The sequence below is a fragment of the Streptomyces sp. NBC_00414 genome, assembly GCF_036038375.1.
Taxonomy (GTDB): domain Bacteria; phylum Actinomycetota; class Actinomycetes; order Streptomycetales; family Streptomycetaceae; genus Streptomyces.
On record NZ_CP107935.1, the window covers coordinates 7,567,501 to 7,579,217 of the forward strand.

15 protein-coding genes are annotated in these 11,717 nt (G+C 71.9%); 9 read left to right on the plus strand and 6 right to left on the minus strand.

All coding sequences use genetic code 11. The features are described 5' to 3' along the window. Positions 1–121: 121 nt before the first annotated feature. Together coaE and OHS59_RS32875 are read left to right on the plus strand one after the other, a co-directional pair. A complete protein-coding gene (gene coaE, locus OHS59_RS32870) occupies positions 122–748 on the plus strand; it encodes a dephospho-CoA kinase (protein WP_328496979.1) in 627 nt (208 codons plus the stop codon). A gap of 62 nt (positions 749–810) precedes the next feature. After that, on the plus strand, positions 811–1,191 hold the full coding sequence (locus OHS59_RS32875; protein WP_210883613.1) for a tetratricopeptide repeat protein: 381 nt from the start codon (positions 811–813) through the stop codon (positions 1,189–1,191). A gap of 52 nt (positions 1,192–1,243) precedes the next feature. On the opposite strand, the gene OHS59_RS32880 is transcribed toward OHS59_RS32875, so the two are convergent. Then, a complete protein-coding gene (locus tag OHS59_RS32880; RefSeq protein ID WP_328496980.1) occupies positions 1,244–1,540 on the minus strand; it encodes a DUF6343 family protein in 297 nt (98 codons plus the stop codon). Between the two features lie 84 nt (positions 1,541–1,624). On the opposite strand from OHS59_RS32880, the gene OHS59_RS32885 reads away from it, so the two are divergent. The 3 genes from OHS59_RS32885 to OHS59_RS32895 all read left to right on the plus strand — a co-directional run bounded on the left by OHS59_RS32885 (position 1,625) and on the right by OHS59_RS32895 (position 4,059). Beyond that, positions 1,625–2,623 (plus strand): acyltransferase domain-containing protein, encoded by a 999-nt coding sequence (locus OHS59_RS32885; RefSeq protein ID WP_328496981.1) that lies wholly within the window; start codon positions 1,625–1,627, stop codon positions 2,621–2,623. A gap of 145 nt (positions 2,624–2,768) precedes the next feature. After that, complete coding sequence (locus OHS59_RS32890; protein WP_328496982.1) at positions 2,769–3,452, plus strand: class I SAM-dependent methyltransferase; 684 nt, start codon at positions 2,769–2,771, stop codon at positions 3,450–3,452. Positions 3,453–3,603: 151 nt separating this feature from the next. Then, positions 3,604–4,059: a DoxX family protein gene (locus tag OHS59_RS32895; protein WP_328496983.1), complete on the plus strand. Its 456-nt coding sequence runs from the start codon at positions 3,604–3,606 to the stop codon at positions 4,057–4,059. Positions 4,060–4,227: 168 nt separating this feature from the next. Here OHS59_RS32895 and OHS59_RS32900 read toward each other — a convergent pair whose 3' ends face one another. Beyond that, positions 4,228–4,782, minus strand: a complete 555-nt coding sequence (locus OHS59_RS32900; RefSeq protein WP_328496984.1) for an RNA-binding S4 domain-containing protein — start codon at positions 4,780–4,782, stop codon at positions 4,228–4,230. A 149-nt stretch (positions 4,783–4,931) separates the two neighbouring features. Between OHS59_RS32900 and OHS59_RS32905 the strand changes: the two genes are divergently transcribed. Continuing rightward, entirely contained in the window at positions 4,932–5,657 is a 726-nt protein-coding gene (locus OHS59_RS32905) for a uracil-DNA glycosylase (RefSeq protein ID WP_328496985.1), read from the plus strand. Between the two features lie 139 nt (positions 5,658–5,796). Here the strand turns inward: OHS59_RS32905 and OHS59_RS32910 are convergent, their stop codons facing one another. Together OHS59_RS32910 and OHS59_RS32915 are read right to left on the minus strand one after the other, a co-directional pair. After that, positions 5,797–6,204 carry a (2Fe-2S) ferredoxin domain-containing protein gene (locus OHS59_RS32910; RefSeq protein WP_328496986.1) on the minus strand — a complete coding sequence of 136 codons (408 nt, stop codon included), beginning with the start codon at positions 6,202–6,204 and terminating at the stop codon, positions 5,797–5,799. Continuing rightward, the gene (locus OHS59_RS32915; protein WP_328496987.1) at positions 6,201–6,929 is read right to left on the minus strand and encodes a GntR family transcriptional regulator; all 729 of its coding nucleotides are present in this window, start codon (positions 6,927–6,929) and stop codon (positions 6,201–6,203) included. Before OHS59_RS32915 ends, OHS59_RS32910 begins: the two co-directional genes overlap by 4 nt. Before the next feature lie 165 nt (positions 6,930–7,094). Here OHS59_RS32915 and OHS59_RS32920 point away from each other — a divergent pair, with 165 nt between their 5' ends. The 3 genes from OHS59_RS32920 (at position 7,095) to OHS59_RS32930 (ending at position 10,530) form a co-directional block, all read left to right on the plus strand. Beyond that, the gene (locus OHS59_RS32920; RefSeq protein WP_328496988.1) at positions 7,095–8,594 is read left to right on the plus strand and encodes an NCS1 family nucleobase:cation symporter-1; all 1,500 of its coding nucleotides are present in this window, start codon (positions 7,095–7,097) and stop codon (positions 8,592–8,594) included. 2 nt (positions 8,595–8,596) lie between these two features. Continuing rightward, on the plus strand, positions 8,597–9,313 hold the full coding sequence (locus OHS59_RS32925) for an aspartate/glutamate racemase family protein (protein WP_328496989.1): 717 nt from the start codon (positions 8,597–8,599) through the stop codon (positions 9,311–9,313). 245 nt (positions 9,314–9,558) lie between these two features. Next, positions 9,559–10,530: a glycoside hydrolase family 6 protein gene (locus OHS59_RS32930; RefSeq protein ID WP_443061658.1), complete on the plus strand. Its 972-nt coding sequence runs from the start codon at positions 9,559–9,561 to the stop codon at positions 10,528–10,530. A gap of 40 nt (positions 10,531–10,570) precedes the next feature. Here OHS59_RS32930 and OHS59_RS32935 read toward each other — a convergent pair whose 3' ends face one another. Continuing rightward, positions 10,571–11,185 (minus strand): gamma carbonic anhydrase family protein, encoded by a 615-nt coding sequence (locus tag OHS59_RS32935; RefSeq protein ID WP_328496991.1) that lies wholly within the window; start codon positions 11,183–11,185, stop codon positions 10,571–10,573. Positions 11,186–11,194: 9 nt separating this feature from the next. Beyond that, positions 11,195–11,650: a RidA family protein gene (locus tag OHS59_RS32940; RefSeq protein ID WP_328496992.1), complete on the minus strand. Its 456-nt coding sequence runs from the start codon at positions 11,648–11,650 to the stop codon at positions 11,195–11,197. Positions 11,651–11,717 lie beyond the last annotated feature (67 nt).

Consider the following 11,717-nt stretch of genomic DNA (forward strand, 5'->3'; position numbering starts at 1 on the left):
TGGAGTGGCTAAGCGTTTACCGCTTCGCGGGGGAGGATTGTGTGTCGGCCGCGGGTGCGCCGGGGGTCGGCCGCGCAGTTCCCCGCGCCCCTTCGGGGCCCGGTGGGCTTAAGGTTCTTGCATGTTGAAGGTGGGACTGACCGGTGGGATCGGGGCCGGCAAGAGTGAGGTGTCGCGGCTGCTCGTGGAGCACGGGGCCGTGCTGATCGACGCCGACAGGATCGCGCGCGAGGTCGTCGCGCCGGGAACTCCCGGGCTGGCGGCGGTCGTCGAGGCCTTCGGCACGGACGTACTCGCCGTGGACGGCACCCTCGACCGGCCGAAGCTCGGCTCCATCGTCTTCGCGGACGCGGACAGGCTCGCCGTACTGAACTCGATCGTGCACCCCCTCGTGGGCGCCCGCTCCCGCGAACTCGAAGAGGCCGCCTCGGCGGACTCCGTGGTCGTGCACGACGTGCCCCTCCTCGCGGAGAACGGCCTCGCGAAGCTGTACGACCTCGTGATCGTGGTCGACGCCGACGCGGACACCCAGCTCGACCGGCTCGTCCGGCTGCGCGGCATGACCGAAGAGGACGCCCGCGCCCGTATGGCGGCCCAGGCCACCCGCGAGCAGCGCCGGGAGATCGCGGACGTCGTCATCGACAACGACGTGCCCCTGGAGGCGCTCCGGCGGCGGGTACGGGACGTGTGGGCCGACCTTGAGCGCCGGGCCCGGGCGACCGAGGAGCAGCAGACGTCCTCGGAATAGTGGGCGTCCGCGAGGCGTTGATTCGAGGCGTTGATTCCTCGCAGTGAGGGAAGGAATTTGCCGTGCCCGAGACCAGCGGATTCGCCGGACGTACTCCGGAGACGCATGTCATCGACTTCCGTGCCGCGGAGCAGTTGCTCGCCGCGCGGGATCCCAGGGGTGCGGTGAAACTGCTCGACAACGTCATCGCCGCGTACCCGGAGAACACGGCGGCACGGCTGCTGCGGGCGCGGGCCTTCTTCGCCGCGGCCCAACTGCGGCCGGCCGAGCTGGAGTTCACCATCGTGCTGGAGCGCGAACCGGACAACGCCTTCGCGCACTTCGCACTCGCCCGCACCTACGAGCGCTCCGGCCAGCAGGCGCAGGCCATGCGTCACTTCCGGCTCGCGGCGGCGCTGGACCCACAGCCGGAGTACCTGGCCGCGGCACGGTTCGACTCCTGAGCGAGGCCGACCCCCGGCTCCTGGATCCGGCCGGACGCCGAGCCCGGCCCCCTCATGGGTTCGCCCGTGGCGAGCGCGGCCAGGTCTGGGCGCGCTCGTCCGGCGGTGGGTACGGCGGGATGTCGACGCCCGGCTGATAGTGCGGCCCCTGGCGGATGTGCCTGAGGACCATCGTCAGATCCACGGTGGCGATCAGCCACAGCACACCGCAGGCGACCGCCCAGCCCGGCCGCCCGACGAGGGCGAACACGGCCGTCCCCGCGATCGCCCAGAGCAGCCCCCACACACTGAGCCACAGGCGCGCTCGCAGCGCACTGCGCGCAGTCGTCGGTTCACTGCCCGTACGCATGGGGACCACTGCTCCTAGGGAAAAACGTACTCTTCGTGATGCGGGTTCACCTAGGTCGGACGGGCGAGCGGACGGGGAGCGGCTGTGCTGGTGGAGGAACTGTGGGCGGACGAGAAGCTCGCCGGATGGCTGAGGGACCTGGAGAGCGGGAACGAGGGCGAGGGCGGACCGCGCGCGGAGGTGGACCTTCCGGACGTGGTCGCGCTGCCGGACGTACTGCTCGACCTGGCCGTGCCGCACGAGTGCGTCAACGAGCTGGTCGCGCTGCGCGCCCGGCTGGCGGCGGACCCGGAGGCGTTGACGCTGCTCGGCCGATGCGTCGACCGGTTCGTACGCGGCATGGGGGAGATCGGCGGGGGGTGGGAACCGCCGGCGTTCCCGGAGTCCACCGGGGCGCTGGGCCGCACCTTCCAGGTGTTCGTGTTCATCGCCGCGCTGCCGTACGTGCGGGCCTATCACCGGCAGCGGGACATCCCGGCGGACGTGTCCCGGCGCACCCTCGCGGATCTGGGCCGGAACCTGGCCGTGCACCGGCGGCGGACCGGTACGACCGGGCTGCTGGTGCCGTGGTGGATCGGGCTGCACTTCCACGGGGAGCTGTACCAGCTGGGGCGGCTGCAGTTCCAGCGCGCGCGGCTGGGCGGGCGCACCGGGCAGGCGGCGGCCGACGCGGGGCTCGACACCGGACCCGGTGACCACTGTCTGAGCCTGCACATCGCCGACTTCCGGGGGCCTCTGTCACCGGAGGCCTGCGACCGGTCGCTGGACCTGGCACGGGAGTTCTTCGCGCGCCACTACCCGGACGAGCAGTACGCGGTGGCGGTGTGCCACTCCTGGCTGCTCGACCGGCAGCTGACGCGGTACCTGCCCGCCGATTCCAACATCGTGCGCTTCCAGGAGCGGTTCCGGATCGCCTGCGAGGAGACGAAGGCGGACGACAAGGCGCCCGTCGGATTCGTCTTCGGCGACCCTGAGCTGCCCGTGGCGGACCTTCCGCGCCGGACCGCCGTCGAGCGGGCGGTGGGGGACCACCTGCGGGCGGGCGGTCACTGGTACGGCGGCCACGGTTGGTTCGCGATGTGACCGTCGGCTCCGGACGCTGCGTGGACGGTCGACTCCGGGGACCGTCAGTTCCATGGCTGGATCACGTCTCACTCGAACGGGTGGTGCGGGAGGGGGCGGGAACGAGGCGGCGGGCGTGGCCCGTTGGGCTGGTATGACGATCGAGATGCGTGAGGGATACGAAGGGACGGGGCCCGGCGCCATCACGCCGGACGGCTGCGCGGTGGAGCTGTACTCGCGGCTGTCCGTCGGGGACGAGCCGGACATCATCGCCTCGGCCGTGCCCGCGGGGGCGCACATCCTCGAACTGGGCAGTGGAGTGGGGCGTATGACCCATCCGCTCCTGGAGCGGGGCTTCACGGTGACGGCCGTGGACGAGTCCGCCGAGATGCTGGAGCGGGTGCGAGGGGCGCGCACGATACGCGGCGCCATCGAGACGCTCGACCTGCCGGAGAGATTCGACGTGGTGATGCTCGCGTCGTTCCTCGTGCACACCGGAGACGTCGAGGTCCGGCGCGGAATGCTGGACGTGTGTCGGCGCCATGTCGCGGACGGCGGCTGCGTGCTGATCCAGCGCGAGGGCGAGAACTACCACACCGACCTGCCGCGTGAGCGGCTCGATCCGAGCGGGTTCACGATCCGGATGCTGTCCGCGGAGCCGGTCGGGGACGGGGTCAACTCGGTGCGCGCGGAGTACGTGTTCCCGGACGTCGTGTGGACGCAGACGTTCCTCGCCCGGCCGCTCGGCAAGGAGGAGTTCGAGGAGGCGCTGGGGGAGGCGGGGCTGCGGGTCGACCGGTATCTGACGGAGGACCGGGTCTGGGTGCGGGCGGTTCCTGTGGAGGCGTGACGTCCTCGGCCTCTGGCTCTTGATCCCCTGGTCCCTGGTTCTCGGGGCGAGTTGGGGGACGAAGGGATTCGTCGTGCGGCGATGAGTTCCGGAAGGCGGGTGGGTCTACCTCTGTGACAGCAACGCGAGCCGTTCCACACAGGAGAACCCCATGTCCGAGACCACCGCTCCCGTCACCTCCGTCACCTCCACCCCGTCCGGCACCGTCGTCGCCGAGTCGGCGACCGCGCGTGGACGCCGTGCCCGCCTCGCCCTGAAGGGGCTGCAGGTGCTGCTCGCGCTCTTCTACGTGATCGCGAGCGCGCTGCCCAAGCTCGTCGCGCACTCCTCGGCGGTCGAGTCGTTCGACAAGATCGGCTGGGGCAGCGCCGGGATGTACACCGTCGGACTCCTCGAACTGGCCGGCGGCATCGGGCTGTTGATACCCGCGCTGGCCTCCGTGGCGGCCGTGTCGTTGAGCGCGCTGATGGTGGGCGCGTTCATCACCCAGATCACCGTCTTCGACGGGGAGTACGCGGCGACCCCGCTCATCCTGATCGTGCCGCTCGCACTGATCGCCTGGGCACGACGGGGGCAGCTGCCCGGTGGCGGCTGGTCGCGCCCCTGAGAGCCGGGGCGCAGCCCGGCTGCCAGGGGCGCGGGGAACTGCGCGTCCAGCCCCCACGCACTCGCGCTCGCACGCGCCCTCGTCCACGGCCCCCGGACCACGAGACGCGGCCGCTGCCCCTCGGGCTGCTCGGGCTCCCGACTGCTCGGGCTCCTCGGGCTGTTCCGGTTACTCGGCCGGGCCGAGCCCCCGCAGGCGTTCCAGCTCGCGGCGGTCGCGTTTGGTGGGGCGGCCCGTGCCTCGGTCGCGGATACCGGCGGGAGCGACGGCCTCGCGGGGCGGGGGCGGGGGACTGTTGTCGACGAAGCACTCGGCGGCGACCGGAGGCCCGACCCGCTTGCGGATCACGCGCTTCACGATCACGACCCGCTCCCGGTCCGCCTGCCGCAGGCGGACCTCGTCACCGACGCGGACGGCGTACGCGGGCTTGACCCGCTCGCCGTTCACGCGGACGTGGCCGCCACGGCAGGCTGTGGCGCCCATGGAGCGGGTCTTCACGAGGCGGACGGACCAGATCCAGCTGTCGACGCGCACGGTCTCGCCGTTCGCGGGCGCGGCAGCCTTCGCGACGGCCACGGCGTCAGCGGTGGTGTCGGCGGTGGCGGCGGTCGCTGAGCCGTCGACAGCGTCGGTGGCGGCGGTGTGGACGGCACCGGCGGACCCGTCCGCGCTCGGCCCGGCGTCCTCGCGTTCCGCCCGGTTCCTCTGAGTCCCTGAAGCCATGGTCCGACCTTAGCCCTCGGCGGGTGCGCGTCCGGAATCGTTTTCCGCCGCCCGGTGCCGGGATCTCGCCCGCCCGGAGCCGAGGTCTCGCCGGGCACACCGTGGTGGTGCCGGGCACACCGTGGTGGTGCCGGGCATACCGTGGTGGCATGGAGCAGGAGCGCAGCCTGGCAGAGCTGGACCGGCGGATCGCCGGGTGCCGGGCCTGCCCGCGGCTCGTCGAGTGGCGGGAGGAGGTGGCCCGGACGAAACGGGCCGCCTTCGCGGACTGGACGTACTGGGGCCGCCCGGTGCCGGGTTTCGGGCCGCCGGACGCCTCGCTCCTCGTGGTCGGGCTCGCGCCCGCGGCGCACGGCGGGAACCGGACCGGCCGGATGTTCACGGGGGACCGGTCGGGGGACGTGCTGTACGAGGCGCTGTACGACGTGGGTCTCGCCTCGCAGCCCACGTCCGAGAGGGCCGACGACGGGCTGGCCCTGTACGGCGTCCGTGTGACGGCGCCCGTGCACTGCGCGCCGCCCGCCAACAAGCCGACGCCGGAGGAGCGGAACACCTGCCGGCCCTGGCTGGTGAACGAACTGCGCCTGCTCGAACCCACCCTCCGCGCGGTCGTCGTGCTCGGCGGCTTCGGCTGGCAGGCCGCGCTGCCCGCGTTCGCCGAGGCGGGCTGGCAGGTGCCCCGGCCCCGACCGGCCTTCACGCACGGGGCACGGGTCGAACTGGAGGGTCCGGGCGGGCCGTTGCAGGTCTTCGGCTGCTACCACGTCAGCCAGCGCAACACCTTCACCGGCCTGCTGACCCCGGAGATGCTCCGGGACGTGCTGCGTACGGCGGCCCGGGCGGCGGGGCTGCCGACGACTCCTTACCCGGGCTGAGGCCCCGTATCCGACCCAGGGCCCCGTACCCGACCTGGCCCGTCGAGGGGCGCGGGGAACTGCGCGCCCAGCCACGGCAGACCCGCAACTCCGCACCCGCCTTGCGCTGACCGGTGCTCTTCCGCGGAGCGGCTGGCGGCTACCGACGTGCCCGGTCCCGTTCGCCCGACGACTGGACGAACTGCAGTTCGAGGGTGGCCGGGGGAGCGGCGACGCCGGGTCCGCCGGACTCCGCCCAGCGGAGTATCTCGTCGGTGCAGTCGTCGCCCATCGACCAGCCGATCCAGACGGCCCGGCCGCCTCGCCTGCGGCCCTCGCCCGACGGCTGCACGACGATGATGTTGGCCTGGTCGCAGGGGCCGAGGCAGTCCGCCGTACGGACCGCCAGGCGTCCCCCGGAGGCGTCGGCGGCGGCGCGCAGCCGGTCCAGCTGCCACTCGTGGTCGTAGCCGGGGTACTTGCGCGCGTCGCCGCAGCAGCAGCCGCGGCAGACGACGAGCGTGCAGGGCCGGGTCCTCGCGGCACCGATCGCCGTACGGGCAGTCACACTTCTCCTTCGAAATCAGCAACGCCGCCGGTGTCGATGCCGGCGCCTGCGTGCGGGGCCGGCTCCGAGGCCGGGTCTGTGGCGTCGCCGAAGAGGTGGCGCACCGTCGAACGGTAGTTGGCCTGGACGTGTGCCAGGGCGTGGGCGCGGGCCCGTTCGCGGTCGCCGGAGGCGATGGCCGCGTACAGCTCCCGGTGTTCGGCGAGGAGTTGGGGCCACTCCTCGTTCTGGCGGGTGAGCCAGCGCAGTCGGCCGTCGACCGGTTCCATCACGGAGATCAGCAGGCTGTTTCCGGCCATCGCCAGAATCCGGTCGTGGAAGCGGGTGTTGATGTCGGTGATGGCCTCCGCGTCGTCGGCCTCGGTCGCGCCGGCCGCGCGGTCGAGGAGTTCGTCGAGCTCGGCCAGGTCGGTGCGGGTGGCGCGCCGGGCTGCCAGCCCGGTGGCGTACACCTCGAGGGCCTCGCGGAGTTCGAAGAGTTCCGCGACGTCCGTGCGGGTCAGGCGGCGCACGACCGTGCGGCGCGGCGTCTCGAAGAGGACGAAGCCCTCGGTGACCAGGGCCCGGATCGCCTCGCGGACCGGCACCCGGGAGACCCCGAACCGCTCGGCCAGCTCGCGCTCGACCAGCCGGTCGCCGGGCAGCAGCCGCCCGGCGATGATCTCCTGCCGCAGCGAGCTGAGCACCCGCTCGCGCACCGCCCCCAGGGGTTCCACCGTCGTCATGCGTCCATCCTCGCCGACCCCGGGAGTGTTTTACCGAGCTGTTACCGCCCGGACATGGCCAGATGTCATCGGGAGCGGGACCATGACCACAGTTTGGTATACCAAAGCACGGTCTGCAGCCGCCCCAGCCCTCCCGTCGTCCCCGACCACGCTCATGGAGGCCCTGTGTCCCTCGCCGATCCCGCCGCAGCCACCGGCGCACCAGCCTTCGTCCCCGATCCCAGGCTCACCAACGAAGACCTCGCACCCGCGGGCAAGCGCAACTGGAAGGTCTTCGACCTCTTCGCCATGTGGATGTCCGACGTCCACAACCTCGGCAACTACACGTTCGCGGCCGGGCTCCTGGTGCTCGGCATGAACGTCTGGCAGATCTTCACCTCCCTGCTCGTCGGCTTCGTGCTCATCTACATCGGCATGAACTGGATGGGGAAGATCGGGCAGCGCCACGGTGTGCCCTTCCCGGTGATCAGCCGCATCAGCTTCGGTGTCTGGGGCGCCAACATCCCGGCGCTGATCAGGGCCGTCATCGCCATCATGTGGTACGGCATCCAGACCTATCTGGCCTCCGTCGCCGTCAACATCATGCTGCTCGCGGCCTGGCCCGGTCTGGAGTCCTGGACGCACAGTTCGTTCCTGGGCCTGGACGCGCTCGGCTGGCTGTCCTTCGTCTCGCTGTGGCTGGTCCAGGCGCTGATCATCAGCCAGGGCATGGAATCCGTACGGAAGTTCCAGGACTTCTGCGGTCCCGCGATCTGGCTCGTGATGATCGCCCTCGCCATCTGGATCCTCGCCAAGGCCGGCTGGACCATCTCGCTCACCTCGACGCCGAACCCGGTCTCCGTGGGTGAGCAGTGGCGGCAGTGGTTCGGCGCGATAGGGCTGATCCTCGCCACGTACGGCACGCTGATGCTCAACTTCTGCGACTTCTCGCGCTTCGCGCCCAGCTACCGGACCGTCAAGCGCGGCAACTTCTGGGGTCTGCCGATCAACTCGACCGCTTTCGTGATCGTGTCGGTCATCGTCACGGCCGGTTCCATCGAGGTGTTCGGCAAGGCCATCACCGACCCCGCCCACCTGGTCGCCGAGATCGGCAACAAGTGGGTACTGATCCTGGGCGCGCTGACCTTCGCCATCGCCACCATGGGCGTCAACATCGTCGCCAACTTCGTCTCACCCGCGTACGACCTGGCCAACGTCTGGCCGCAGAAGATCACCTTCAGGATCGGCGGCATGACCAGCACGGTCGCCGCGCTGGTCGTGACCCCCTGGAACCTCTTCTCCAACCCCACCGTCGTCAACTACTTCCTCGGCGGCCTCGGCGCCTTCCTCGGCCCGCTGTTCGGCGTGATCATGCTCGACTACTTCTGGGTCAAGCACGGCCGCATCGACGTGAACGAGTTGTTCGACGCCCGGCCCGGATCGCGCTACTACTACCGCAAGGGCGTCAACCCCAAGGCCCTGTGGGCGTTCCTGCCCGCGGCGGCGGTCTCGGCGGTCCTCGCGCTGGTGAAGACCTTCAGCGACGTGGCCCCGTACTCCTGGTTCATCGGCACGGCGCTGGCCGCCGGGCTGTACGCGCTGCTGTGCCGCTCCGAGCGGGCCGCCGCCGACACCGCCGTGGCAGGACCGGTCGCGGCTCCGGCCGCCGCTCCCCAGGAGGGCTGAGCGTGCGGATCGTCGTCACCAACTGCAATACGACGCAGTCGATGACCGAGGACATCGTGCGAGGTGCCCGGGCCGCGGCAGGCCCGGGCACCACCGTGCTCGGACTCACCCCCGCGTGGGGGCCCGAGTCCGCGGAGGGCTGGCTCGACAGCTACCTGTCGGCAGCCGCCGTCCTCGACACCCTGCGGACGTACGAGGGCCCGTACGACGCCGTCGTCATGGCCGGTTTCGGGGAGCACGGGCGCGAGGGCGTACGGGAACTCGTGGACGTACCCGTCGTCGACATCACCGAGGCGGCAGCGCACCTCGCCTGCCTGCTCGGACGGCGGTACGGAGTCGTCACCACGTTGGAGCGCTCGGCCGGGCAGATCGAGGACAGCCTGTACACGGCGGGGGTCGCCCAGAACTGCGCCGTCGTCGTGGGCACCGGGCTCGGGGTGCTCGACCTCGGCGACGAGGAGCGTACGGAGGCCGCCTTCGTCGCCGCGGCCGAACGGGCCAGGGACGCCGGCGCGGAGGTCCTGGTCCTCGGGTGCGCCGGGATGACCGGTCTGCAGCGGGCCGTGGGCGAGAAGCTGGGACTGCCGGTCGTCGACGGGGTCGGCGCGGCGGTGAAGCTCGCCGAGTCCCTCGTGTCGCTGGGACTGACGACCAGCCGCGCGGGCGGTTACGCGAAGCCGCTGCCGAAGCGGCGGATCTGGGCGCCGCCGTCGGAGTGATTCCGGGGGCCGCGGATGCGGCGGGCACGGCGGCGGATCACGGCTGACCGCAGACTCCGGGAGAGAGCCGCCGGCGCCCGGGCCGGCGCCTCGCGGACGAGCCGCCGCCCTTGCCGCCGGTGGCGGGAACGGAGTCGGTCGTGGTCCCAGCTGCCAGTGCCAGTGCCAGTGCCAGTGCCAACGTCGGCGCCCGTGTCGGTGTCCGGCGCCGGGTCCGGGTCCGGAAGTTCGTTGTCGGGCTTGTCGTGCTGGGGGCGGCCCTGTCGGCGGTCCTGTGGGGCGGCGAGGGCTTCGGTGCTGCCGCCGGGGACGCGCCCGGGGGTGGATCGGGTGGATCGGTGGTTCCCGAGGTGTCCTTCTGGGTCGACCCCGAGTCCGGCGCCGCCAGGCAGGCGACCGAATGGCGTCGTACGGGACGGACCGCGGACGCTCTGCTGATGGAGCGGATCTCCACCCGCCCCCAGGCCGAGTGGCTGGCCGGCTCGGCGCCCCGGGCCGCCGTGGCGGCCCGTACCACCGCCGCCGTACGGGAAGGGCGTACGGCGGTACTCGTCGCCTACTACATCCCGCACCGGGACTGCGGCTCCTACTCGGGCGGCGGAGCCTGGAGCGCGACGGGCTACCGGGAATGGGTCGACGAGTTCGCGGCGGGCCTCGGCGACCGGGGCGCCTACGTGATCGTCGAACCGGACGCGGTGGCGCAGAGCGTGGACGGCTGCGGCCGGGTCGTACCGAAGGAGCGGTACGCGCTGCTGGCGTACGCCGTGGACCGGTTCAAGCGGCAGGCGAACACGCGCGTCTACCTCGACGCGGGCAACCCCGCCTGGCACCCGGACACGTCGAGGCTGGTCGAGCCGCTGAAGCAGTCGGGCATCGCCCGCGCCGACGGCTTCGCGCTGAACGTCTCCAACTTCCAGACCGACGCCGTCAGTTCGGCATACGGCGACAAGCTGTCCGCGGCCCTCGGCGGCAAGCACTTCGTGATCGACAGCAGTCGTAACGGCAACGGGCCCCACTCCGGCACGGATTCCTGGTGCAATCCGCCGGGCCGGGCCCTGGGCGTGGCGCCGACCACCGTCACGGGTGCGCCGCTGATCGACGCCTACCTGTGGGTCAAGCGGCCGGGCGAGTCGGACGGCACCTGCCGGGGCGGCCCGGCCGCCGGTCAGTGGTGGCCGTCGTACGCGCTGGAACTCGCGCGGAACGCCCGGAGCTGAACACAGAGGGGGCATACGGGGGTGAACACGGGGGCCGGGCTCAGTCGGTCCAGGGGCCGTCCTCGACGACGCGGTCGTCGAGGTGGGCGCCGAAGTGGTCGGTCTGCCGGGCCATGATCTCCCGCATGGAGGTGCCGCGGGGGACGCCGTAGACCGTGCCCGGGAAGTCCAGTTCCCTCTGCACCTCCCACAGTTCGTCGTGCCGGTCGGGCGGGAAGAGCTGGGCCTGCGGGGCACCGGCCGCGATCCATCCGATGGGTACGACCGTGCCGGGCGCCAGCACCGAGTTCGCGTGCAGCACGCTGTTGATCCGCAGCTCCGAGCCGGCGCCCACGACGGCTCCGGGGAAGGCGGAGGCACCGGTGGCGACGAAGACCTCGTCCTCGATGCGGGCGCCGTTGACGTGGGCGTGCGGGCCGATGAGCACGGCGTTCCCGATGATCACGGGATGGCGCCGGCGGCCCCGTACGAGGGCGTTCTCCATGATGACGACGTCCGCGCCGGTCCGTACCTCTCCGTCCTCCGCCGTGAGCACGGCACCGTGCAGGACGCGGGCGCGCTCGCCGAGGACGACGGCGCCGCAGAGGACGGCCGTCGGCGCGACATAGGCGGAGGCCGGGACGACGGGGCGCTGCCCACGGTGCTCGATCAACATGGGACGACTCTAGGCGCCATCGCCATCGCCATCGCCATCGCCATCGCCGTCGCCGTGGCCGCCGGGGTCGGGAATCACGGCTGTCGCGGTGATCTCCACGAGCTGGCCCGGATAGCCGAGGCAGGCGACGCCGAGGAGGGTGGAGGAGTGCGGGCCGACGCTGAGGCGGGAAGCCTCCACGACGCCCCAGACCTCGGAGAGCACGGCGGGGTCGGCGCTCACCACATACACGTCGGTGTACACGACATGCTCGAATTCGCTGTCCACCGCCCGCAGTTGCTCGCCCAGATTCGCGATCACCCGCTCGGCCTGCCGCACGGGGTCGCCCGGGCCGACGAGTTCGCCGTCCGCGTTGAGAGGCACGGACCCGGCGAGGAGGGCGAGGCGCGTGCCGGCCTCGACCACGGAGACGTGGGAGTAGGTGGGCGGCACGAAGAGACTGGGGACGGTGACACGCTTCAGCACGGTGGGGGCCTCTCTGGACGGGGCGGGACAGGCGGAGCCGGACGGGACGGGTGGGGCGGTGGGCGCG